This window comes from Sorangium sp. So ce321 (assembly GCF_051530195.1).
GTDB lineage: Bacteria > Myxococcota_A > Polyangia > Polyangiales > Polyangiaceae > Sorangium.
In genome coordinates, this window is record NZ_CP150329.1 from 1,701,071 (window position 1) to 1,723,767 (window position 22,697).

Consider the following 22,697-nt stretch of genomic DNA (forward strand, 5'->3'; position numbering starts at 1 on the left):
CGGTGCGATCAGGTCACCTCGGGCGAGCGCCCATCGATGTACGGAGGATGTATTGCGGACGACGCGCAAGAAAGCGGTAACGTGGCGAGGAGCACAGTCCTGACGAACCGCCCCACTGGCACGGGCGTTGCGGCGTTCACGGCAGCCCGCCGGGCGTCACGGCCGGAGCGTTCCCGCGTCGGGAGCGGGTGGGCCGGCGCCAGCGTCGCCTGGTGCCCTGGGCGGGCGCGCGAGCCATGGTGGGAGCTGCGACAGGCGGCGCAGCGCCTCCTCCAGGCCCTCGCGAAACGCACACACACCCGGGCGCCGCGCCTTGCAATCGTCCGGCGCGCGGAACGCCACGGAGCAGCGTGTCGCGAGGGCGCGCTCGAGCTGCGTCACCGGGACGTCGTCGGCGAAGCTGCACACCAGCCGCCGCGCGAGCTCCGCTTCCTGGATGACGCCGAGCGAGTCGACCGCCGAGAGCGGGTCGAGCGGAGGCCGACACGTGCCCTGGCGAAGCCGCGCAGCGACGTCGTCCGAGAAGGTGAATGAGCCGTCGGGCAGCCGGTGCGCCACGAGCGCCACGGCGCCGAGGCCGACCGGCGGAATCCAGGGGTCGAGCTCGGCGCCCTCGTGGCACCGCGCGCCATCGTGCTCCGCGTCGAGCAGCAGAATCCCATCGACCAGGCCGTCCCTGTCCACGTCGCGCATCTCGTCGAACGGCGTCGAGATCGTCGCGCCATTCATTCGAACGAAGCGAAGCTCGGTGTGCCCTCCCATGCCCTCCGGGTGCTCGCTCCGTCGCCCCAGGAGCAGCTCTTGCTCGCCGTCGCGCTCGACGTCGTCGAGCGAGAACGCGGTCGTGAAGGACAGATCGAACTCCTCGTAGCGTCCAGCCTCGGCGACCTTCGCGGTGGTCGCCCGGGGGACGAGCCAGAGTCGCCAGGCGCACGGGTACCCTGGCTCGCGCACCGGGACGAAGAGCCCGCTCCGGCCTTCCAGGCAGCGCACGAGCGTCGCGCTCGAGCCGCAGTCGTCCCCGATCGGGGGGACGGCGTCGCCGATCGACGGACCGGCGTCATCGCGCGACGGACCGGCGTCGCCGATCGATGGACCGGCGTCATCGCGCGACGGACCGGCGTCATCGCGCGCGTCCTCGCGCTGGGCCTCGAAGCGGGCGAGGTCCTGGAACACGGCGCAACCGAGGTCGCCCGCGGCGCCCTGCTCGTCGCGGAGCCTGGTGAGGCGCTCCGCGGTCTCCACGAGGGCGTCGGGCGCCCCGGCGCCGGCGCCCGCTGCGTCGGGCAAGACCGGCGCGCCGCTCCGCGCGCCGAGAGGGGCGGCCGTCGACGCGGAAGGCGGAAGCGCTGTCGCATCCGCGAGCGCCGCGCCAGACGGGGCAGGGGCGATGCCACCCGGCGGCGCGTCGCCCGGCGCTCGATGAAGCGCGAGCCATAGCGCCCCGCCGAGCGCGAGGCCCGTGAGCGCGCCAGCGAGCCAGCGACAACGGAACGGCGTGCGCGCGCGCTCGCGGCGAGGTTGGGTGCCGGGTCCGGTCATGGGAGCGCCGCGGGGGCGCGCGGCGAGCGTACATTCTCCGTGCGCGAGGTGGAACGCCGCGCCGGAAGGTGACAGGACATCTCATGCGCTCGAGCTCTCTTCCGGGAAAAGCGTTGCACGGCGAGCTACCTGCCCGCGCGAGCGCGGGCTCACGGACGCGGCGCGCGCGGGGAGCAGCTCTGCGCGGCGGGCGATATGGCGAGTAAGTCGACCTCGCGGGCGCAGACCGAGAGCCTCCAGCAGGTCGAGCTCTCCGGCGGTGGCCCGGACGCCGCCGCCTATCTCCTGGTGATCGACGGCGCCTCGTCGCGGCGGTGCGCGCTGCCGAGGGAGGGGGTGCTGTTCGTCGGGCGCTCCTCCGACGCGGAGATCTGCGTCACCGCCGCGGCGGCGTCCCGGCGGCACGCGAAGTTCCTCATCGCGGACGGCGAGGTGCAGGTCATCGACCTGAAGAGCCACAATGGAACGCTCGTCAACGGCGAGCGCCTGGAGGGCTCGCGCCTCCTCTCCTCGGGCGACGTCGTTGCCATCGGTGACGCGCTCCTGATCCTCCGGCGCGAGCCCCGCGCGCCGGATCGAGCCCTCGCCGACGCGGGCCGCTGGCGCCGGCGCCTCGAGGAAGAGCTCGAGCGCGCAGGCGATTACGGCAGGCCGCTCGCGGTGGCCGTCGTGTCGACCGGCGGCGTGCGGGACAGGGAGGCCGCGGGGGCCACGGCCGCGGCGGCGCTGCGGCTCATCGATGTCCTCGCGTGGAACGGCGCCGCGCAGCTGGTCGTCCTGATGCCCGAGCTCGGCGCCGAGGCGGCGCGCGCGGCGACGCTCGAGCTCCTGGAGGCGCTCGCGCCGCTCGCGCCGGAGACCCGGGGCGGGGTCGCCTCGTACCCGGCCGACGGCGGCGACGCGGAGACGCTCGTCTCCGGCGCCGCCGCGGCGGCCGCGATCGCGGGGCCCGGGACGGTGGCCCTCGCCGCGGACACCGCCGTCCGGCACCGCGTCGGCGAGCGCGAGGTCGTGCTGGCGGATCCGGCGATGATCCGGGTGTTCGAGCTCATCCGCCGGCTCGCGGCGAGCGATCTCTCGGTGCTCGTCCTCGGCGAGACCGGGGCCGGCAAGGAGAACGCCGCGGCGGCGCTGCACCACTGGTCGGCGCGGGCGAGCAAGCCGATGATCACGCTCAACTGCGCGGCCCTCCCGGAGGCGCTCGTCGAGAGCGAGCTGTTCGGGTACGAGCGGGGCGCGTTCTCGGACGCGCGCGCGGCGAAGCCGGGCCTGCTCGAGCGGGCGCACGGGGGCACGGTGTTCCTCGACGAGATCGGCGAGCTGCCGCTCGGGGCGCAGGCCAAGCTGCTGCGGGCGCTGGAGGCGAAGCGGATCACGCGCCTCGGCGACGTGCGCGAGCGCGAGGTCGACTTCCGCATCGTGGCCGCGACGAACCGCGACCTCGAGGCGGAGAGCCGCGCCGGCCGCTTCCGGGAGGACCTGCTCTTCCGGCTGAGCACGGCGGTGGTCGAGCTGCCGCCGCTCCGGCACCGCCCGCGCGAGGTGCCGATCCTGGCGCGCCTGTTCCTGGCCGAGGCGCGCGCCCGGGGCGGCAAGGCGCCGGTCGAGCTCTCGGAGGCCGCGCTGTCGACCCTCGCGGCCTACGCGTTCCCGGGCAACGTGCGCGAGCTGAAGAACGCGATGGAGTTCGCGGCGGCGACCGCGGAGAGCGAGGTGGTCGAGCTGTGGAACCTGCCGGACCGCATCGTGGGGCGAGGCGCTGCGACGACGGCTGCTGGGGGCGCGGCTGCCGGCGGGGGCGCGGCTGCCGGTGGGGGCACGCCGTCGTCGCCGCCGGGGGCGCCGCCGCGATTCCGGCCGATCGCCGAGGAGCTGAAGGAGCTCGAGCGGCGGCGGATGCAGGAGGCGCTCGAGGCGACGGGCGGGGTGCAGACGCGCGCGGCGGAGCTCATCGGGATGCCGACGCGGACCTTCGTGTTCAAGCTGAAGCAGTATGGGATCGCGGTGCGCCCGGCGAAGCGGCCGTCCTGAGGGCGCTGGGTACCCAGCGCGCCGCCTCGCCGACGTCCGGTCCATTCACCGAGAGCTCGGCCGGTCGGACAGGGATACGGGCTCGTTCAGCAAGCTTACCGCCACCTCGTGGGCGCCGATGTCGTGGGTGCTCTCCTGGGGACGCGGGGTGCCGAAGAAGTCCTCCTCAACGTCGGCGAGGAGAGTCCCCCCGTTCCTGGCGGGTGAGCCGCCCTGCAGCCGGAAGTCGTCGGGCTCGGTGCCGTTCTCGTGGACGAGCAGCGGATTTCCGAGCACGTCGCTCGCGCTCCGCCCCGAGCCTCCCGGCCAGGAGCTCCCGTCGCCGCCGAACCAGTTGTTGCTGGCGAAGTCGATCCTGACGGCGTGCATGAACCTTGTCAGTGGCCTGTCGCTCCTCATCTGGTAGAAGATGTTGTTGACGACCTGCGCTCGCTCGCCCGCGGTGGAGGGCGCGGAGCCCCGGATGCCGAACAGCTCTGCGTCTCCGGAGCAAACCACCGTGTTGTTCTCGATCTTGGTGCTACCCATGTCGCTCGGTCCCGAGCCGGTCCACGCGCTGAGCTGGATGCCTGTACGGCGCTTGCCGGTGACGATGTTGTTACGGACGACGTTGTTGTCCAGGAGGACGTCGTTCGGGTTCTCGTTCGCGAGCGCGATCCCGATCGCCGCGCCGGCAATCCGCAGGTCCCCGGTCCACGGGCAGCCCGTGTCGCCGGCGGGTCGAGCGGGGCAGCTCACGCCGAACGGGCAGTAGAGCCGGTGGTGCTCCGACATCCCCGGCGAGGACGAGGAGTAGATGAAATTGCGCTCGATCGTGGAGTCGGCGAGGTTGTTGAGGTAGAGTTCAACGCTGTAGTTGTCGTGCAGCACGTTGTCAGCGACGTGGTGGTGCCTCCCGTAGGCGCCGATCCCCTCCCCGAAGTTCTCGAAGATCGTGTTGCCCACGACCTCGTCGTCATGCCGCGTCAGGTTCACCGCCGACGGCCACGTGCCCTGATGGCAGATCTCGTCGTTCTTCTTGTTGATCTTCACGTTGTCGTGAACGACATTGTTCTCGAACCGCATATGGCTCGAATCGAGCCCGGGGTAGACGGCGCCCTTGAACGAGCCGTGGATCGTGTTCCCTGCGATGCGGATGTGCTTTCCGCTCCTCGGATCACCATCCCAGCTCCTGAAAGCGATCGCGATCCCCTTCGCGTCGCGTAACTCGAACCCGAGGATATCGTAATACTCTCCTCGGATCTGCAGGAGGCTGCCTCCTCCCTGGCTGCCGTCGAGCACGACCGACTCGCCGGGATAGGGCTGGAAGACGATGTGCTCTTCCTCTTTGCCGACGTGGTCGAGGCTCACCGGGGCTTCAGCGTAGTAGGTGCCGCCGCGGACATAGACCGTATCGCCGATGTCCGCCATCTGCCCCGCCTTCGCGAGCGTCGCGAAGGGCTTGGCCAGCGTGCCCGGGTTCGTGTCCAGCCCGTTGGTCGCGACATAGTAGGTGTTCCTGGTGAGCGCCTTGATCTGCGCGGCGGTCAACGGGACGTCGTAGAGGCGCACCTCGTCGATCGCCCCTGCGTACGCGTTCGAGGAGGGGTGGTTTCCGATGACGATGGGGCGCGTGGACTCGTGCAGCGCGCGGGGCTCTGCCGAGACGGTGGTCGACGCGGCCAGGGCGCCGTTCACGTAGAGCGAGACGCGCGTCCCGTCGTAGACCCCTGCCACGTGCGACCACACCCCCGGGGTCGCCGGAGCGGAGACGTCGACCGTCGTCCCCCAGGTCCCGCCGGGAAAGGCGACGCTGAACCGGAACTGACCGTCTTGCAGGAACAGCGCGTACGAATCCATCGCGTACCACTTGTTCACGATGGTGCGGAGGCCCGATGTGCTCGACGGGTTCACCCACGCCGCGGCGGTCATCTGGGTCGTGAAGTGAAAGGCCGGGCGGTCCGGGATCTCGATGCGATCGTCGGCCCCGTCGAAGGAGGCGGCCCGATCGACGCGGCCAGCGCCGCACCCCGCGCCGTTGAGCCGCGCGCCGTGCGCGCCGTGGCCCGAGTCGTCGATGACGGCCGCGCTCGAGCAATCCTCATCCAGGTGCCATAACGCGACCGGCGACGGCGCAGGCGCCGCGAGCGGCGCCGAGGTCGCGGCGACCGGCTCGGGCTGGAGCGGCTCGGCCGTGTCCGCGCAGCCGGCCGCGACCACCGCCGCGAGGGCCACCGTGGCCCGGCGCAGGCGCGGTAGCCCTGTCCGCCGTGCGGGGGCAGAGTCGACGCCCGCGGCGTCCGGCGGTGCCGCGCGCGGCGCGTCGCAGATATTGCTTGTCATCGAAGAGCCACGTTCATTACGCATTGCGCTGTCTCGCTGTGGGGTGTTGAGCTGCAGGCCGCATCCCTCTCCGGCAGCTTGGCAACTCGCGGACCAGGTCGCAGCGTCGAGGCGGCGCGGGGGCGCAGCGCCGGTCAGGCAATCGTTGCTCGCCCCGCCGCAGAGCGTACGCAAACCTTGCTGACCGCGACAAAACCTTGCTCGGCGCCAGCGCCCTCCGCCCGTTGTTCGGCGTGCGAAACGGCGTAAAACTGGCCTCACGACGTCTCCCCCGCCGAGTGAGCAAGGATTGCTGAGCGACGGTTGCCGGGCTCCAGGCGGCGCGATGGCCGACTCGATCCTGCCGGCGTCCCGGCAGCGCCCCACGCTGGACAAGAGCGCCGTCGGACCGGTCCCGAGACACGGGGGCCTCGCCCTGGCGGACGCCGCCGCCTCGAGCGTGGGCGCCAGCTGGCGCTCGTGGCGCTGCACAGCACGACCAGCGGTGTGCTGCTCACCTGTGCGAGCTGGCACAGTCGATGCTCTGATGCTCCAGGCGAACCGAGGGAACGGCGCTTCATCACCGGAGCCCGACGCACCTCAGGGACATGCGACAGGAGATCGATCGTCATGAAGGGCATTGTGGGGCATCACTTCTCGCTGCTTGTGGTCGGAGCCAGCCTCGTCGCCACGGGGTGCGTGGTCGAGGCCGACATGGAGTCGGGCCATGGCGCGAACGACGCTGACGGCGCGGAGACCGAGAGCATCGGCGACACGGACGAGGCGCTCGAGATCGTGGACGGCTCCGGCTCCATGGAAGGCGCCGGATTCGAGGATGTCGGCAGCAGGTCCGCGTTCTCGCTGGTGAGCGTGATGCACGGCCGCTGCCTCGACGCGCCGCAACGCGAGGAAGGGACCGGCGTGATCATGTGGGACTGCCTGGGGAACATCAACCAGCACTGGAGCTACAACACCGCGTCCGGCGAGCTGAAGGTTCACGGCATCATGTGCCTCGAGCCCAAGGAGGCAAAGCGACTGAGCCCGATCGTGGTGAATCCGTGCCTCGGCAAGAGCACTCAGAAGTGGGATATCGTCCTCCCGGGCCGGGTCATGCTGCGCGGGATCACGGACGAGTATGGCCGCTCGATGTGCATCGACATCGGCTACCAGAACCGTGCCCCCGGGGCGCCGCTGCTGCTCCAGTACTGCCACCGCGGGGAGAACCAGGAGTGGCGCCGCAGCGACTCGGGGATCGGCGGGGCCACCTTCAACATCGAGAGCGAGATCGGCCGCTGCGCCGACCTCAACATCTCGTACTCGGGGGTGTCACTCCAGCTCTGGGACTGCTCGGGCGCCAACGAAAACCAGCGCTTTACCCGCACCGTGAACAGCGAGCTTCTCATCCGCGGCAAGTGCCTCGACGGCCAGAACCTCCAGCCGGGCGACGCGTTGATCGCCGCGAGCTGCGACGGCCGCGTCAGCCAGAAGTGGAACCGCGACCTCCTGGGGCGGCTCGTCTCGGTCGGCAACCCGGCGATGTGCGCGGACGTCTGGGGCGCCACCTCGTACAGCGGCGCGCCGATAAGGATGTTTCACTGCCACGCCGGTACCAACCAGAGGTGGTACTATAACCAGATCGCCAACCCGTGAGGCCGTCCTTCACCACGCCCCTTGCACCCCGACCCGCGCCGGCGAGACGTCGATTCCCCAGCGGATGGCGCCCGTCGTTTCTGGCCTGTCCTTCCGCGAAGGTGCGGTGACGAGCAGCACCACGCCTCCCGCCGCCAGCACGCTGCCGACCACGAGCGCCGCCGTCGCCCCGTTCCCGAACCCCCTCGCCTGAGCGCGCAGGTCGAGCCCCGTCTCGTCGCACGTGTTCAGCGCGTCGCAATGACCCTGCTGGTTGCTCGCGTTCTTCTTGCCGACGGCGAGCGCCGCGAGCACCCCGGTCGCCCCGAGCCCCGCGGCCCCGGCGACGATCGCCGCGATGCCGACAGGCCGCTGCCAGGGGCGCGCCGCGGGCGCGGGCGCGGGTGGGGGCGCAGGTATGGAGATCACGGGCGCGGAGGTCACGGGCGCGGGCGCGGAGGTCACGGGCGCGGGCGCGGAGGTCACGGGCGGCGGAGCCGCTTCCTCCTTCTCGAGCACGGGCACCTCCACGCGCGCGTGCTCGCCATCCTCGCCGATCACGACCTTGCCCGACCAGGGGCGATACCCCGGCGCCTTGGCCTCGATCACGTGCTCGCCCTTGTCGACCGCCAGCGCCGTCCCCCAGACCGCAGCGCCGAGCGCGAGCCCATCGCTTGTTATCGAGATCCCTGACAGGCCACGTACGGCGGCCGGTAGCTCCACCGTCAAGGTCGCGAGCCTGGGCTTGAGGGCCGCCGCCTTCCTGCCCGCCGCGGCGGCGCGCTGGGTCTGACCGGCGCGGCGTGCCAGCGCCTCCACGAGCCCGTACTGCGCCCACGCGCTCGCGAGCCGGCCCTGGGCCTCGTAGCACCTCGCCAGCGTCTCCTTCGCCCCGAGCGCCTCGGGGAGCATCTGCGTCGTCTGCTCGAGCCTGGGGCAGGCGCTCGCGTAGTTTTTCTTGTCCATCTCCTCGACGGCCTGGTCGAAGAGGGATTGGGCCGCCGCCATGGCCTTTGGATCGGCTGCCTGCGCACGCGCGGCTGCGGGGACGAGCAGCAGCGTCAACGCGAGCGTGCAGGGGCGTGAAGGGAGACCTGGCATGGCGCCAGGTTACCAGAGGGTGGGACGCTGGGTCGTCGAGCCCGGCGCCCGCGGCCGCGCGGGCGGCGGGCTCGGAGCGGCGGGGGCAGCCGGCGTGGAGGGCGTGCTCGAAGGAGCGGGGCCTTGCGGCGAAGCCTCGCCCGCGACGACCGGCGCCGTGCTGCTCGGAGGCGGCGCTGGCGCCGCGGCCCCGGCAGGCGCCGCCGCTTCGACGGGCGCCGCGGCGACCGGCGCCGCAGCAGTCCCGGAGGGGCGACCGAGGACGAACCATGCGCCGCCGCCCAGTACTGCGAGCCCCACCGCTGCCCCGACAGCCATGCCGGCCATCTTCCGGCGCGGCGCCGGCGCGCCGCCGGTCGTTCTCCGCGCCTCCTGGCTGAGCTCGTGGAGCGCCGGCGCGGGCTCGCTGGTGGTCGTGCTCGAATCGACGGTCGTGGTCGCGCCCTCCGGCGTGGCCGCGAGGGGCGCGGCAGGCACCTCCACCGGGATGGTCGCCGCCTGCGAAGGGGCGGGCGGCGCTGCGGACGCTCGCTCCAGCGCCGGCGAAGGCACGCTCGTCGGCTGCAGGTCCGGCGCCGAAGCCACGCTCGACCGCACCGGATGTGCGATCGTCGCGCCGGAATACGCCGCCAGCGCGGCCGGAGGCAGGGCCTCGCGCAGCGTCGCCGCGAGCTCGCCGATGCTCTGGAATCGCTCCTCGGGCCGCTTGCGCATGCAGCGCAGGATCACCGCCTCGACGGCCCGCGGCAGGTCCGGCCGCAGCTCGGACGGCAGCGCCGGCTCGGCCTGCAGCACCAGCGCGGCCAGCTTGAGGACGCTCTCGGCGTCGAACGGCCCTCGGCCCGTCACGAGCTCGTACAGCACGACCCCCATCGCCCAGATGTCGGACCGCGCGTCGACCGACTTCGAGCATGCGACCTGCTCGGGCGCCATGTACATCGGTGACCCCAGCATGGCGCCCGTGGTGGTCAGCTCCACCTCGTCGAGGCCTGTTTGCTTGGAGACCCCGAAATCGAGGACCTTGACGCTCGGGCTGCCGTTCGGGCGGCGGGTCAGGAAGAGATTGGCCGGCTTGATGTCGCGATGCACGATCCCGGCGGCGTGCGCCTCGGCGATCGCATCGCAGGCCTGCAGGACGAACAGCACGGCGTCCTCGACCGGCAGCGGCCCCTGCTTGCGGACGAGGTCCCGCAGGTCGCTGCCCTGGAGGTACTCCAGGACCATGTACGGCGCGCCGGTCTCCGTGCGCCCGACGTCGTGGACCCGGGCCACGTGGTCGCTCCGGAGACGAGCCGCGGCGCGCGCCTCGCGCACGAAACGCTCGATTAGCTCGGGCCGCTCGGGCGAGGAAGGGAGGAGGAACTTGATGGCGAACAGCTCGCCGAGCTGGAGGTGGCGGGCCGCGACGACGAGGCCCATGCCGCCTTTTCCGAGCACGCGCTCGACCCTGTACTTGCCAAGGAGGACGTCACCAGTCTTGACGAGAGTGTCCATCGAGCAGGCGCGGGTCGGGGAGGGCAGACGCGAGACCAGAAGAGAGTCCCTGCCAGGGGACAGCATCCTCGCCCTGACAGCAAGGGGCCAGGTTGACAAAGGAGCCAGGGGCAGGCAAGGCGGCCCCCTGGCGTTCCGTCCGGTCGCCTGTCCGAGGGCTCGCGTCCGGCGGATGGGGCCGGAGCGGGCCGAGTCACGGGACATCTTCAAGGCCAATCGTGAACACAGCGAACGCGGCCGTTGGTATCAATCTGCTGCTTGCCGGCGTAACCGAGCTGGAAGCTCACCGACCATGCTGCGCGGTCAGCCGGTGGGGAGTTGCGCCTCAGGAAGTAGACGGTCGACGACCAGTATCCTGGTACATCCTCATCTGGCTCGCGGAACCACATCTGGTCGATCGCCGGATGGTGTTCAGAATGGTCCACGATCGTTTGCAACTCTTGAACAGTCGGGAGCCGCCATGAGGTGGACCCGGCGAAATCAAGGGTTTCGCAGTAATTGTCTGCCATGCTTTGGGAGCAATTGCCCTCTATATTATCTTCAGAGCAGTCGCCTTTCCCGTCGCGCTGCCAAACCAAGTGCGTTTTTTCGTCTATCACGGTCAGCTGATCCGTGCCGAAGGCGTACTCGCGGCGCCCTCCGCTCGCGAGTTTTCCCGCTCGAACGCAACGGACGTGATGAAGTTTGTGGACCTCGCTGCTCGCAACGCTGCCATCCTCAACGTGGACGCGCCACGCTTCTAGAGGTGAGGGGTTGGCGAAGGGCAGCGACCAGAGATAATCATCGTTGGCCGTACCATGGAAAAGTTCCTTGTCGAGCAGCTTCTTCGGTATGGCCGGAGAAGCGATTTTATAATCCACGATCGAGACGAGCTCGATGCGCGACGGCAGCCGCCAGTCGCAATGTCCTTCCAGAGAGAGCTCATCGCAGTAGCTCTTCGCACCTTCCCAGGTGCGCGGCTCCGGGTTCTTTTCCCGATCCCGGGCCACGTCGAGCTGCCATTGTAGCTCCGTCACCGGATCGACCACCGTGTCGTCAGTCCGGATCGCATCCTCGTGGTTCCACCGATTCGCGTCGAGAGGGTTCGGGCTCCAGTGCGCCCAGTTGGCGTCAACGCGGACCTCCGCGCCTCCGGCCCCTGCTGATCCTTCCTCGCAGCCCCCGCCCGTACCGCCCATGCCGCCCGCCGAGCTCGCCGTACTCGTGGAGCCCCCTCCGTCCACGCCACCCGCCGAGCTCGCCGTACTCGTGGAGCCCCCTCCGCCCGTGCCACCCGCCGAGCTTGCCGTACTCGTGGAGCCCCCTCCACCCGCCGCTCCGACCTCTCGAGGCACACCCGGATCGATGTCGAGGACCCCATTGCACCCGAGGCACAGGCCCATCGAGAAGGCCGCTCTACCCATCCCGATGGCGAGCTTCGGTGTTCTCCCCGTACCCGCACGATCGGTTTTTCCTTCTGAAGCCATTTCGATGTACCTCTGAGCGCGCTCTGACGACTTCTACGCAGTCAGCTTCATCCTACCAGCGAGCGATACGCCCAGCAAGGAACGCGCCCAAGGCGTGCAGAGTCGCTTCGACGCTGCGGGGAGCCAGCACCCGCAGCACGTCGAGCGCCACTCGCCAGCGAAGGTCGAGCGCCAGCTGCCTGTCCCTCAGGGCGGAGGCGCGCCACGAGCGAGCTCGACTTTCAGATCGCATCTGGGCTTCCTGGAGCGCGTCGTCCCGATCGCCGGCATGTACGTCACTCCGGATCAGCATGGCGCGCAGTCGCCTCACTCGAGACGAGGAGCAGGAAGAGCAGGAGTGCGGCCCCACAGCTGCCTCGCGCCAGCTAACCCACGTACGCCAGGGCCGTTACCCGATAACCTGTAGGGTTCAGGAGCCCTGCTGGCGAATCAACGCAGATGCCGCCGTGGCGCTCGCGACTGGATCCGTCGGATCCACTGCGGCGCGCCGGCGGCGTCCGTCGTGTCTGCCCCTGCACGCGCGCGGCGACCCGCCAGCGCTGGGGGATACACCTCGGGTGCAGCCCGGGTCCGAGCCAGTGAGGGCCCTCGCGGACGGTCACGCGCGACAGCGGGCGGTGAGGGCAGGGGAGGCGGGGAGACGCTGCGTCTCCCGCGCTACCGCGCCGTCGCCGCGGCCAGGCCGAGCTTCTCCAGCGAGCGCGGCGTCCCGAACGCGGGCCCGCCGAGCGCGGACTCGACCTTCAGATACATGTTCTCCCGCCCGGCGGAGCGCGCCGCGTCGAGGAGGACGTCATTGCGGTAGAGCGTCACCATCAGCCCCGCGACGATCGTCAGCGCGAGCATGAGACGCGGCGCTCGCCCCGCGTCGCGCGCGCGCGGCGCCGTGCGGACCGTGTCCTTGAACGACTGCGCGGTCATCGGCTCCATCGCCGACATCGCGGCCATGGGATCCATCGCCGACATCGTCGCCAGCGGATCCATCGCCATCGGCGGCGGCGGGGTGGGCCGGGACGCCGCGAGCATCGACGCGGGCGGGGCGGCCACCTCGGTGCGCGTCACGATGTTCGTGAAGCCGTCCATCGGCCCGAGCAGCGCGCTGGCCGACAGGCTCGACACCACCGGCGTCGGATCGTCGGAATCCATGGCCCGCGGCACCGGAGGGAACGCCGGGCCCGGCCGACCCGGTGCCGGCCGACCCGGTGCCGGCCGACCCGGGGCCCGCGCCGGCTCCGCAGGCGTCGCATCGAGCCCGGCCACCACGCCGAGCGGCTGCCAGGTGGCCATCCCGGGGCGCCAGATCTTCGTCGACTCGTCGATGAGGTCGAGGCGGAACAGATCGTCGAGCTTTTCCAACGTGAGCACCTTGATGTCGTCTGGCGCGATCGCGACGTGCCAGAGGGTCTCGCGCTCATCGGTCGCCGGAACGGGCGGCGCAGCGCGCCTGGCCGGAAGGGGCGGCGGTTTCATAAAAAGTCCTCCCTTGCGAAGGCAAGGATGCCACGACACGAGCGCACCTGTACACACCGACATGAGACGCGCCGCTCTTTCGAGGCGGTGCGGATTTTTGCGATGGTGACGCGCGATCCGTGGCGCTGGCGAGATCCTCGCTGTGTCGGTATCCTCGCCCGCGGTGGAGCGGAGCATGGAGGCATTCATGAGCACGAGGGATGAGAGGATCGCGGCCGGCAGCAGCGCTGGATCCTCCAGCTTCTCGCGCTGGGTCCGGGTGCTGCCGGCGCTCCTCCTCGTCGTGAGCGCGACGTTCGTGGCGGCATATTACGTTCCGCTTCGCCGCGCTCACCTGCTCTTGATTCAGGAGCAGCAGAAGGCGAACCAGAAGGGCAAAGAGCTCGAGCAGACACTGAGCCAGGTGCGCGGGGAGCTCCAGGCGAAGACGGCCGAGGTCGAGAAGCTCGAGGCGGAGCGGCAGCAGGCCGCGGCCGTGAAGAGGTCGGGGCTGGAGCGGGTGGAGCAGCTCAAGACCGAGCTCGCGGGGAAGCTCGACAGGCAGATCAAGAAAGGGGTCGCCGCGCTCGCGGTCGTGGACGGACAGGCGTTCGTCGCGCTCCCGGAGAGCGCGGTGTTCGTCGCCAACAAGACCGACGTGAGCCTGCAAGGGCAAGGCCTCCTGTGCCAGGTCGCGGGCGCCCTCTCGACGGCCGGCCAGGGGCCGATCCGCGTCGGCGCGGTCAGCGGTCCTCCGGACTCCGTTCCGCCCGCCCTCCAGGGCGCCTATACGACGGCGTGGGCGCTCTCCGCGGCCCGGGCTGCGAGCGTCGCGCAGGCCGTCGAGGCGAAGTGCTCGATACCAGGAGCCCGGCTGTTCGCGGTCGGGCACGCCGAGCACGACCCCGCGGGCGCCGCGCTCGGGGAGAGCAAGCTGCCCCCGGGGCGCGTCGAGATCTCGATCGCGCTGCCGGGCGCCGCGCCCGCGGAGAAGTGACGGCAGCCGGGGGAGCTCGGCGCGGGCGAGGAGCGAGCGCCGAGGCGACGCGAGGGGCGCGAGGGGCGCGAGGGGCGCGAGGGGCGCGACACCGGAGATCGGGTGTTGGCGGGCTCACCAGGAAGGCGTGAGCCCGGGAGTCTCAGGAATCCCCTCACTTTGCAGTCATTTTCAGCAAGAAATTGAACAGGGAGACGGGGAGACGGGGAGTATTTTGAAGATTTCCCTCCCCGTCTCCCCGCCTCCCTGTGAATTTTCCGGAGAATTGGAGGGGATGCCTCAGCCCGGGAGTGCGAGGGCGCGAGACAGGGGACAACGCTCTGCTTGCGCCGTCGCCTCCCTGTGGCCCGCGCCGCGCAGGCGCGGGCCGCTAGCGAGGATCGCGCAGCGCCTCCGCGCGCCGGGCCGCCGCGCGCCGCAGCGCTTCCGCATCGACGCCGCGCGCGCCCCCGGTCGAGCAGCGGAGCACCCGCAGGAACGCCGCCCGCGCCTGCGCCCGCTCGCCCCTGGCCAGCAGCGCCTCCCCGAGCAGGAACCACCCCTCGAGGTGGTCCGGATCCGCGTTGAGCAGCCCCGACAGAACCTGCTCCGCGTCCGCGGCGCGCCCGGCGCTCAGCAGCCGCGCGGCCTCCTCCACGCCGGGCGCCTGCGCCGGCGCGCTCTCCGCGGCGGCCGCGCCCGGCGCCCTCCGGCTGGGCGGCGCGCTCTCCGCGACCGCCGCGCCCGGCGCCCTCCGGCTGGGCGGCGCCGGCGCGTCGGCGCCCTCCGCCAGCTGCAGCCACCCCGGCGCCGGCCCGCGGCCGAGCTCCGGAGGCAGCGGCAAGATCCCCTCCGCCGGCGAGAGGATGAGGTAGCCGCCGGGGACGAGCTCCGCCGCGAGCCGCGCGAGCAGGCGCGGGACCTGCTCCCGCTCGAAGTAGATCAGCACGTTGCGGCAGAAGATGACGTCGAACGGCCCCGCGCCGAGCGCCGGCTGCGCGGCCGTCAGCGAGGCGACCTCGAAGCGCACGCGCCGCCGCAGCGCCTCCGGCACACGCCCGGCCCACGCCGCCGGCAAGGGCGCGCCCACCGCGCTCCGCTGCGGCAAGAGGCCGCTCCGCGCCACCGCGATCGCCACCGGGTTCACGTCGGTGCCCAGCACCGCCGCGTCCACCCCCGCCGCCTCCGCGCACTCTGCCGCGCAGTAGGCCTCCTCGCCCGTGGAGCACCCCGCGCACCAGATCCGCAGCGGGCCCGGGCGCCGCCCCGCGAGGCCCGCTATCGCGCGCCGCAGGCGCTCGAACTGCTCCGGGTGCCGGTAAGCCGCCGTGTGCCCGATCGTCGCGGCGTCGATCAGCATCGCCAGCGGGGCCGCCTCGCCGGCCTGTCCCACGCGCTCCACGTACTCCGCCTCGCTCTGCCCCGCGGCCAGCGCGCGCTCCCGCAGGTGGAGGTAGAGCGTCTCGGGCCACCGCGACGGCGCGTGGCCCAGCCTGGGCGACAGGAGGCGCGCGAGCGCGCGCTCCAGCAGCGGATCACGCCCCACGGAGCGCCGACCTCCGCGCGAGCTCGACGAAATCCGCGACGCGGATCGGCCTCACCCGCGTGGACGCAAGGAGCGCCGCGCGCGGCATGTCCGGCGCGCTGCACTCCGACGGCTCCTGCGCGAAGCAGCGGGCCCCCCGGTCCGAGAGCTCCGGCAGCGCCCGCGCGCCGTCGCTCCCGAGCCCCGACAGCACCAGCGCGACGACCCGCCGGGCGAGCGGCGCCGCCGACGCGAGCAGGACCTCCGCCGACGGCCGGTGCCCGCTCACGGGACCGTCGCCCGTCAGCTGGATCCGCTCGCGCGCGTCGATGGCCATGTGGCTCCCCGACGGCGCCAGCAGGAACTCCGGCGCGAGCGCGTCCCCGGCCCGCGCCGCCCGCGCCCGCGCCCCGAGGCCGCGGAGCGCGCGCGCCAGGTCCCGCTCTCGCCCGTCCGGCATGTGCTGCACGATCAGCACCGGCACGTCGACGTCCCCGAGCCCCCGCGCCAGCTGCTCCAGCGCCGGGATCGCCCCGGTCGAGCCCGCGATGAGCAGCACCGGCCCGCCCCGCCCCGCGGGCGCCGGCCGCCTGGCCGCGCGCAGCACCGCGGCGCGCAGCCGCGCGCGGGCCGGGGCGCTCGCGAGGTCGCGCTTCTCGAGGCTGTCGCTCGCGCCCTGCGCCAGCGCCTCGCGGACCGCCGCCGAGCCGCGCGGCAGCGAGCTGACCACGACGACCCCCGCGCGCGCCGCGACCGACCGGATCACCGACAGCCCGTCGAGCTCGGGCATCAGCAGGTCCACCAGCGCCACGTCGGCGATCGCCGCCGCCGGGTGCGCCAGCAGCTCCGCCCCCGTCCGCGCCCGGCCCACCACGCGGATCCCCGCGTCCTCCTCCAGGATCGCCTCGAGCAGGGCCGCGGCGATGTCCGAGTCGTCGGCGATCAGGACCCGCGCCGTCACGCGCCCCCGAGGCTCGTCGCGATGATCTGGCGCAGCTCCTCCTCGACGAACCGCTGCTTCGACAGCACCGCCCGCACGCCGAGCCCGCGCAGCGCGGCCACGTTCGGCTCGTCCGCCGCCGTCGTCAGCACCACGACCGGCACCCGGGCGAGCGCGGGCGAGCGCCTGAGCTCCGCCACCATCTCCAGCCCGCCCATGTAGGGCATCTCCAGGTCGGTCAGCACCACGTCGGGCGGCGTCGCCCGCGCCAGCGCCAGCCCCTCCCGCCCGTCGCTCGCCTCCTCCACGCGCAGCCCGAGCGCCCGGAGGATCCCGCAGAGCAGCTCGCGCGCGACGGGCGCGTCCTCGACGACGAGCGCGAGCGGCTCGCGCTTCGGCTCGGCGGCCGCGGCGGAGGGCGCCTCCCAGGGCGCCTGCCGGGCGCACGCGAACAGCCGCTCCACGTCGAGCAGCAGGAGCGCCTCGCCGTCCGCCGTCGGCGCCACGCCGCGCACGAGCGGCGAGGTGAACGGCAGCTCCTCCGACCGCACGAGCGAGACAAGCCGCGGGTTCTCGTAGCCGCCCACGCTCACCGCGAAGAGGCCGGCGGCGTGGTGCAGCACGAGCGCCGCGTCCCCCGGCGCGGGCTGGCCCCCGTCGCCGAGCAGCGCCGCGAGCGAGAAGAGCGGCACGAGCTCGGCGCTGGGCTCGCCGGCGAGGCGCACGCGCGGCCCGTCCGACGTGTGCAGCACCTCGTCGAGGAGCACGACCGAGCGCACGGCGTGCGTCGGCACCGCGCACCGGAAGCGCCCGCTGGAGATGGGGACGACCTCCTCGCCGTGGAGGCTCTTCGGCACCACGAGCAGGATCGTGGTCCCGAGCCCGGGCCGCGAGTCGACCCGGACCTGCCCGCCGAGCGCGCCGATCTCGCGCGCCACGACGTCGAGCCCGACGCCCCGGCCCGAGATCGCGCCGACGCTGCGGCTCGTCGTGAGCCCGTGCGCGAACAGGTACGGGACGAGCTCGGCGTCGTCGAGGGACGCGACGTCCTCGACCGACGGCGCGAGCACCTCGCGCAGCCGCGCGAAGTCGACCCCGCCGCCGTCGTCCCTCACCTCGACCCGCACGGCGGCGTCGGTCTGGACCACGGTCACCGCCACGGTCCCGCGCGCGGGCTTGCCGCGGCGCGCGCGGACGTCCGCCGGCTCGATGCCGTGGTCGATGGCGTTGCGCACGAGGTGGAGCAGCGCCGGCTCGAGGCGGCGCTCCACCTGCGCGTCGAGGAGCCCCGTCCCCTCGACCCGCGCCTCGACGTCCTTGCCCAGCATGCGCGCCGCGCTCCGGGCGGCGAGCGACACCTGGTCCAGCAGGCGCTCGGTGCGCACCACGGACGCCTTCCGGACCACCTCGTCGAGCTCGCCGAGCGCGCGCCCGGCCGCGAACTCGTTGCTCGACCAGTCCGCGCGGACGGCCCCGAGCGCGCGCTCGATCTCGGCGCCGTAGCCGAGCGTCTTGGTGATGCGCTCCCCGAATCGATCCACACCCGCCCCCCGGGGGTCGATCTCCACGAGCAGCGCGCGCAGCATGCGCTGGGCCTCCCGGAGCCGGCGCTGGAGGACCTCCCGCTCGCCGTGCAGCCGCTGGAGCTCCTGCAAGCGCGCCCCGACGGCCGCCGCGTCGAGCGCCGCGGGCGCGGCCTGGTCCGGGGGCGCGCTGCGCGCGCGGAGCTCTGCGTCGAGCCGCGGCGGCGCGACGCTCTCGGCGGCCCGGTCGAGCCGCGGCGGCGCGACGCTCTCGGCGGCCCGGTCGAGCCGCGGCGGCGCGAGCTCGTCGGCTGTCGGCCGGCGCGCGTCCCCGCCCTGGAGCTCCGCGTGGGCGGCCCGGAGCGTCGCCTCGACGCCCTCCAGGTCGAGCGCGGCCTCCTCGCCGTGGCTCGCCGACAGGAGCCCGAGCGCCTCCAGGGCGCCGAGGATGCTGTCGCCGGTGAGCTGCGTCGGGCGCCCGCCGCCCCGCGCCGCGTCGATGACGCTCTCCGTGAGCTCGGCCAGGTCGCCGCACGCGAGGAGGTCCAGCATGTGCGCCTCGCCCTTCAGCGTGTGCAGGAGGCGGCGCAGCACCGGGAGGTTGCCGGCCTGGCCCTGCTCGTAGCCGAGCCAGAGGTCGGTCGCCTGGGCGACGCGGTCCGGCATGGCCCGGTGGAACGCGGCGACGAGGTCAGCCCGGCTCCTCATCCGCCTCCGCGGCCGCCGGCCCGCTGCCCCGCGCGCCGGCCGGCTTGACGCGGAACGCCCGCGCCGTCGTCTTGAGCGCGTGCGACAGCTGGAGCAGCGACTCGGCCGAGCGGGTCGCGTCCGCGCTGCTCGTCAGCGTGTCGTTCACCGCCCCGACGATGTCGACGATCGCCGTCTTCACCTGCGCCGTCCCCTCGCGCTGGTGGTCCACCGCGTCCGAGATCTTCGCGGCGGCGGCCGCCGTGTCGCGGGCCAGCTTGATGCCGTCCTCGGTCGCGAGCACCGACGCGTGCGAGGCCGCGTGCATGTCGGCCACCAGCTTGCGGATGTCGCGCACCGAGTCCATGACGTGCTCGGAGAGCCGGCGCATCTCCGCCGCCACCAGCGAGAACCCGCGCCCGACCTCGCCGGCCTTCGTGCCCTCGAGCGCGGCGTTCAGCGCGAGCAGGTCCGACTTGTCGGCGATGCTCTGGATGAGCGACAGGATCTCGCCGATCCGGCCCGAGTGGGAGCTGACGAGGCGCGTCTGCTCCGCCGTGTGCTGGACGCTGACGAGGCTCCGCTGCGCCATCTCGTGCACGGTGGCCGCGTCCTTCGCGATGTGATCCGCGCTGGCGGTCAGCGCCTCCACCGTGCGCCGGATCTCCTCGAGCGCCGCGTTCTGCTGGTTGGCGGTCGTCTCCTGCTCGCGCACCGACGAGAACATCCCGGCGGCGGCGGACGCGACCTCGGACGAGGTGTTGCCGATGCGGGTCGCGAGCTCCTGCAGGCTCGCCACCATGGCCCGGAACGCGGCGAACAGCTCCCCGTCGCCGGTGATCTTGCAGGTGAAATCGCCGCCCGCGACGCGCGCCGCCGTCTCCTGGAGCTCGCGCAGCTGGGTGTTCATCCGCTCGAAGGCGCTCGCCATGTCCCCGAGCTCGTCGTCGGAGATCCTGAGCGACAGCCGCGCCGACACGTCGCCGCGGGCGATGCGATCCGCCGCCTCCTTGATGTGCGCCATCGAGCGGGTCATGCGCGCCGAGACGAACCAGGCGAGCCCCAGGCCGAGCAGCACGACCCCCGCCGACTGAAGGGCCATGGTCCGGCGCGAGTCGGCGCGGCGCTGCGCGATGCGGTCGCTCCGCAGCCCGACGGCCAGCGTCCCGAGCTGGCGATCGCTGCTCCGCGAGCGGATCGGGGCCTCGCTGACGACGACGCTCGAGTCGCCCCCGCCCTGGACCCCTCGCGCGGTCCCGGGCGCCTGCGCGGCGCCGATCGCGGCGGTGCGCTCGCCCTTCGCGTCGTACACCGCGACCCAGCTCACCAGCGGATCGGTCATCGCGGTGCGCAGGGTGTCGGGGAAGGTCTCCGGCGGCTGCTCGAGGTCCATGGCCACGCCGATGGGCTCCTCGAGCATCGTGGCCAGGATCCCGGCGCGCTCGCGCAGCTCGGCCTCGCTCGCCCGCGCGGTGCGGTCGGGGATCAGCCACAGATCCAGCGCCGACAGCACGATGGCCACCGACGCGACGAGGGCAGCGATCTTCCAGCGGATGGAGCGGAAATTGCGCATGAGGAACTGACGGGCTGACGGGGACGATGAATGACGGGGACGATGAATGACGGCTATCCAGGTGGACCTAGAGCACCGAACAGCTTGAGACGCCCGGGAATGAGGAGATTTGAACCACAGAGGCACAGAGGACACAGAGGAACAACGAAGAACTCTGTGCCCTCTGTGCCTCTGTGCCTCTGTGGTTCATTTTTCTCGGAATTTCGACCTGTTCGGTGTCCTGGGCGCGATGTGCGACGTGCGATGTGCGAGCGGATGAGCCGTGACCGGCGGCTCGAGAGCGTCAGTCGACGATGTGGGCGAGACGGAGGAGCTGCGGGTCGAAGCGGAGGCCCATGGCATTGGCGTGCTTCACGTTGAGCAGGAGCTCGGGCTTGGCGCCGGCCAGCCCCACGGCCACGGCGCAGCCGCGCTTCGCGTCGTCGCCGTCGCCGCACACGACGATGCGGACCACGGCGCCCTCCCGCGGCGGGATGTCCGGGATGGCGGCGGCCAGCCCGCGCGCCACATAGACCACCTCGGCGCCGCCCGCGCGCAGCGCCTCCTCGAGCTGGGCCTTCGAGCTGTACTTCACGCGCAGCACCGTCGCCTGCCGCCTGGCCACGGTGGTCTTCGCCGCCAGCTTCGAGAGCACGGCCGCCATCGCGCTCGCGTCCTCTGCGCTCTCGCCCGACTCGCCCCCGACCACGGCGAGCACGGCCGTGCCCGTCCGGCCCGCGAACCCGCTCTCGTAGCCGACCGACCGCAGGATGATCGCGCCTCGCAGCTCGTACGGAACGGAAGGGGCAGAGTGGCTCTCGGCGCTCGCCGTGGTGAGGAGCGCCAGGGCCAGCAGCGCTCGAATCGAGGATCTCGGAGACACCATGTTTCTCAGGCGAGCCTTGAACGACACCGACCGCATCCTCGACGGGCGCCGCATCAGGCGCCGTCGGCGGGGAGGCGGCGGGCGTCGATCACCCAGTGGAGCGCGCCGTCGATCTCGGCGAGCCCGACGACGTGCGGCAGCCGCAGGACGTCCGCGAGGAGCTGCGGCAGCGGCCACACGCGCTCCCGGTCGACCTCCGCGAGCCTCGGGTGCGCGCAGGCGATCGCCCTCGGGCCGCCGCCGGTCGCCACGCGCACGCACCGCGCGGCCGGCTCGGGCGCCGCGGTCATCGCGCGGGTCATCGCTCGATCGAGGCCGGCGTCTTCCCAGAGGCGGGCGCCGCGCTCGGGCGTCGGGCCGCCCTCGGCGGAGAGGACCTGCCGCGCCGGAAACGCGCACCGCAGCCCTGCGTGCAGCATGGCGACCACGGTCCCCATGTCACCGATCCTTGCCGGTGAGCCGCTTGATCAGGGCCGGCAGGCGGTCGAGGTGGCGCTTCGAGAGGACCGCGTCCGCCTGGACCTCGAGCTGGAGCTGCTCGAGCTCCTGCTCGGAGTGCCCGGACATCAGGATGACGCTGAGGTGCCCGAGCCGCTGGTTCTTCCGGAACAGGGTGAGCAGCCGGTCCCCGCGGATGGTGGGCATGAAGATGTCGACGACGACGATGCGCGCCTGGTGCCGCACGATGGCCTGCGTCGCCCCGATGGGGGACGGGAGCGCGACGACCTGATAGCCGGCCGAGCGCAGCACGCGGGACACCTCTTCTCGGGCGATCTCGCTGTCGTCGATGACCAGCACAGGCGCGCTCGCCGCGGCGCCGGGCGAGGCGCTCAGCGGCGACCGCGACAGCGGCGCCGCGCTCACCGGCCCTCCCGCCTCGTCGACCTGGGGATCGGTCGTCGGCTTGCCCCCCCTCGGCGCGGGCGAGGCGGGCGAACGGGAGCTCGGCTGATCGCTCATCGCCCCGGCCCCGCGCCCTCGTCTTCACGCGGCGCGGCGACCCGCTGCGGCGCGGCCTCGGAAGCGTCGAGCAGGTGGGTCACATCGAGGAAGGTTACTACCCCCTCGCTCGTGTCGACCACAGCTTTCGGCAAGAGCTCCCCGAACACCTTGACCGCGGCCACACACCGCGTCTTGCCCGCCGGCAATCCCAGGTAGCCGCGCGGCGTGCGGCAGACGACGATCCGGAGCGGCGCGGCCGCCGGCCCCGCGAGCGGCGCCGACACGATCACGATGATCCTCCCCCGGTCCTGGAGGATGCCCATCACCCGCGCATCGGCGCGCGGCAGCAGCGAGGGGGTGCGCCACCCGATCACCTCTTCCACCTGCTGCGCGCGGAGCGCGAAGGTCACCGCCCCGAGCTCGAAGAGCAGGAGGTCGAGAACGGCCCTCTCGCGCGGGCCGTTGTCCGGGGCGTCGCCGCGCAGGTCGAGCAGCTCCTGAACCTGATCGAGCGCTTCGGACAAGGTTGCCTGGATTTATCACAATGGCTGAGGTCGGCGAGGTGCTTTCACGGCCGGTGGCGCGGATCCGGGAGAGCGCTCACCGCACCAGCCGCGCTGCTCCGCGCTCAGCCGTGCTCGATCGGGCCGGTT

17 protein-coding genes are annotated in these 22,697 nt (G+C 72.6%); 3 read left to right on the forward strand and 14 right to left on the reverse strand.

Going from position 1 to position 22,697, the window contains the following annotated elements:
• Positions 1–156: 156 nt before the first annotated feature.
• Positions 157–1,290, reverse strand: a complete 1,134-nt coding sequence (locus WME89_RS06730; protein ID WP_438008408.1) for a hypothetical protein — start codon at positions 1,288–1,290, stop codon at positions 157–159.
• A gap of 447 nt (positions 1,291–1,737) precedes the next feature.
• On the opposite strand from WME89_RS06730, the gene WME89_RS06735 reads away from it, so the two are divergent.
• The gene (locus WME89_RS06735; protein WP_438008409.1) at positions 1,738–3,573 is read left to right on the forward strand and encodes a sigma 54-interacting transcriptional regulator; all 1,836 of its coding nucleotides are present in this window, start codon (positions 1,738–1,740) and stop codon (positions 3,571–3,573) included.
• 45 nt (positions 3,574–3,618) lie between these two features.
• Here the strand turns inward: WME89_RS06735 and WME89_RS06740 are convergent, their stop codons facing one another.
• Entirely contained in the window at positions 3,619–5,895 is a 2,277-nt protein-coding gene (locus WME89_RS06740; RefSeq protein ID WP_438008410.1) for a LamG-like jellyroll fold domain-containing protein, read from the reverse strand.
• A 609-nt stretch (positions 5,896–6,504) separates the two neighbouring features.
• Between WME89_RS06740 and WME89_RS06745 the strand changes: the two genes are divergently transcribed.
• A complete protein-coding gene (locus WME89_RS06745; protein WP_438008411.1) occupies positions 6,505–7,524 on the forward strand; it encodes a ricin-type beta-trefoil lectin domain protein in 1,020 nt (339 codons plus the stop codon).
• A gap of 9 nt (positions 7,525–7,533) precedes the next feature.
• Here WME89_RS06745 and WME89_RS06750 read toward each other — a convergent pair whose 3' ends face one another.
• From WME89_RS06750 to WME89_RS06765, 4 genes are all read right to left on the reverse strand, one after another.
• Entirely contained in the window at positions 7,534–8,568 is a 1,035-nt protein-coding gene (locus tag WME89_RS06750; protein ID WP_438008412.1) for a hypothetical protein, read from the reverse strand.
• A 45-nt stretch (positions 8,569–8,613) separates the two neighbouring features.
• Positions 8,614–10,098 carry a serine/threonine-protein kinase gene (locus tag WME89_RS06755; RefSeq protein ID WP_438008413.1) on the reverse strand — a complete coding sequence of 495 codons (1,485 nt, stop codon included), beginning with the start codon at positions 10,096–10,098 and terminating at the stop codon, positions 8,614–8,616.
• Positions 10,099–10,304: 206 nt separating this feature from the next.
• Positions 10,305–11,276, reverse strand: a complete 972-nt coding sequence (locus WME89_RS06760) for a DUF1566 domain-containing protein (protein ID WP_438008414.1) — start codon at positions 11,274–11,276, stop codon at positions 10,305–10,307.
• Positions 11,277–12,221: 945 nt separating this feature from the next.
• Entirely contained in the window at positions 12,222–13,211 is a 990-nt protein-coding gene (locus WME89_RS06765; RefSeq protein ID WP_438008415.1) for a GYF domain-containing protein, read from the reverse strand.
• Positions 13,212–13,221: 10 nt separating this feature from the next.
• Here WME89_RS06765 and WME89_RS06770 point away from each other — a divergent pair, with 10 nt between their 5' ends.
• Positions 13,222–14,010: a hypothetical protein gene (locus tag WME89_RS06770; protein WP_438008416.1), complete on the forward strand. Its 789-nt coding sequence runs from the start codon at positions 13,222–13,224 to the stop codon at positions 14,008–14,010.
• A gap of 370 nt (positions 14,011–14,380) precedes the next feature.
• Here the strand turns inward: WME89_RS06770 and WME89_RS06775 are convergent, their stop codons facing one another.
• From WME89_RS06775 to WME89_RS06810, 8 genes are all read right to left on the reverse strand, one after another.
• Entirely contained in the window at positions 14,381–15,535 is a 1,155-nt protein-coding gene (locus tag WME89_RS06775; RefSeq protein WP_438008417.1) for a CheR family methyltransferase, read from the reverse strand.
• Entirely contained in the window at positions 15,525–16,475 is a 951-nt protein-coding gene (locus WME89_RS06780; RefSeq protein WP_438008418.1) for a chemotaxis protein CheB, read from the reverse strand. Before WME89_RS06780 ends, WME89_RS06775 begins: the two co-directional genes overlap by 11 nt.
• Positions 16,472–18,685 carry a hybrid sensor histidine kinase/response regulator gene (locus tag WME89_RS06785; RefSeq protein WP_438008419.1) on the reverse strand — a complete coding sequence of 738 codons (2,214 nt, stop codon included), beginning with the start codon at positions 18,683–18,685 and terminating at the stop codon, positions 16,472–16,474. Before WME89_RS06785 ends, WME89_RS06780 begins: the two co-directional genes overlap by 4 nt.
• Positions 18,669–20,237, reverse strand: coding sequence for a methyl-accepting chemotaxis protein (locus tag WME89_RS06790; protein WP_438008420.1), 1,569 nt, complete (start codon positions 20,235–20,237; stop codon positions 18,669–18,671). Before WME89_RS06790 ends, WME89_RS06785 begins: the two co-directional genes overlap by 17 nt.
• Before the next feature lie 283 nt (positions 20,238–20,520).
• The gene (locus WME89_RS06795; RefSeq protein WP_438008421.1) at positions 20,521–21,102 is read right to left on the reverse strand and encodes a YfiR family protein; all 582 of its coding nucleotides are present in this window, start codon (positions 21,100–21,102) and stop codon (positions 20,521–20,523) included.
• Positions 21,103–21,155: 53 nt separating this feature from the next.
• The gene (locus WME89_RS06800; protein WP_438008422.1) at positions 21,156–21,539 is read right to left on the reverse strand and encodes a hypothetical protein; all 384 of its coding nucleotides are present in this window, start codon (positions 21,537–21,539) and stop codon (positions 21,156–21,158) included.
• A 1-nt stretch (position 21,540) separates the two neighbouring features.
• Positions 21,541–22,062: a response regulator gene (locus tag WME89_RS06805; RefSeq protein WP_438008423.1), complete on the reverse strand. Its 522-nt coding sequence runs from the start codon at positions 22,060–22,062 to the stop codon at positions 21,541–21,543.
• Positions 22,059–22,568 carry a chemotaxis protein CheW gene (locus WME89_RS06810; RefSeq protein WP_438008424.1) on the reverse strand — a complete coding sequence of 170 codons (510 nt, stop codon included), beginning with the start codon at positions 22,566–22,568 and terminating at the stop codon, positions 22,059–22,061. The genes WME89_RS06805 and WME89_RS06810 overlap by 4 nt, the downstream gene beginning before the upstream one ends.
• Positions 22,569–22,697: the final 129 nt, after the last annotated feature.

Excerpts from the sequence above, each read along its gene's own strand:
- WME89_RS06735 (WP_438008409.1), top strand. The coding sequence starts at position 1,738 with ATGGCGAGTAAGTCGACCTCGCGGGCGCAGACCGAGAGCCTCCAGCAG.
- WME89_RS06760 (WP_438008414.1), bottom strand. The coding sequence starts at position 11,276 with ATGGGCGGTACGGGCGGGGGCTGCGAGGAAGGATCAGCAGGGGCCGGA.
- WME89_RS06740 (WP_438008410.1), bottom strand. The coding sequence starts at position 5,895 with ATGACAAGCAATATCTGCGACGCGCCGCGCGCGGCACCGCCGGACGCC.
- WME89_RS06800 (WP_438008422.1), bottom strand. The coding sequence starts at position 21,539 with ATGGGGACCGTGGTCGCCATGCTGCACGCAGGGCTGCGGTGCGCGTTT.
- WME89_RS06770 (WP_438008416.1), top strand. The coding sequence starts at position 13,222 with ATGAGCACGAGGGATGAGAGGATCGCGGCCGGCAGCAGCGCTGGATCC.
- WME89_RS06790 (WP_438008420.1), bottom strand. The coding sequence starts at position 20,237 with ATGCGCAATTTCCGCTCCATCCGCTGGAAGATCGCTGCCCTCGTCGCG.
- WME89_RS06785 (WP_438008419.1), bottom strand. The coding sequence starts at position 18,685 with ATGAGGAGCCGGGCTGACCTCGTCGCCGCGTTCCACCGGGCCATGCCG.
- WME89_RS06755 (WP_438008413.1), bottom strand. The coding sequence starts at position 10,098 with ATGGACACTCTCGTCAAGACTGGTGACGTCCTCCTTGGCAAGTACAGG.
- WME89_RS06795 (WP_438008421.1), bottom strand. The coding sequence starts at position 21,102 with ATGGTGTCTCCGAGATCCTCGATTCGAGCGCTGCTGGCCCTGGCGCTC.
- WME89_RS06805 (WP_438008423.1), bottom strand. The coding sequence starts at position 22,062 with ATGAGCGATCAGCCGAGCTCCCGTTCGCCCGCCTCGCCCGCGCCGAGG.
- WME89_RS06745 (WP_438008411.1), top strand. The coding sequence starts at position 6,505 with ATGAAGGGCATTGTGGGGCATCACTTCTCGCTGCTTGTGGTCGGAGCC.
- WME89_RS06765 (WP_438008415.1), bottom strand. The coding sequence starts at position 13,211 with ATGCTCCGCTCCACCGCGGGCGAGGATACCGACACAGCGAGGATCTCG.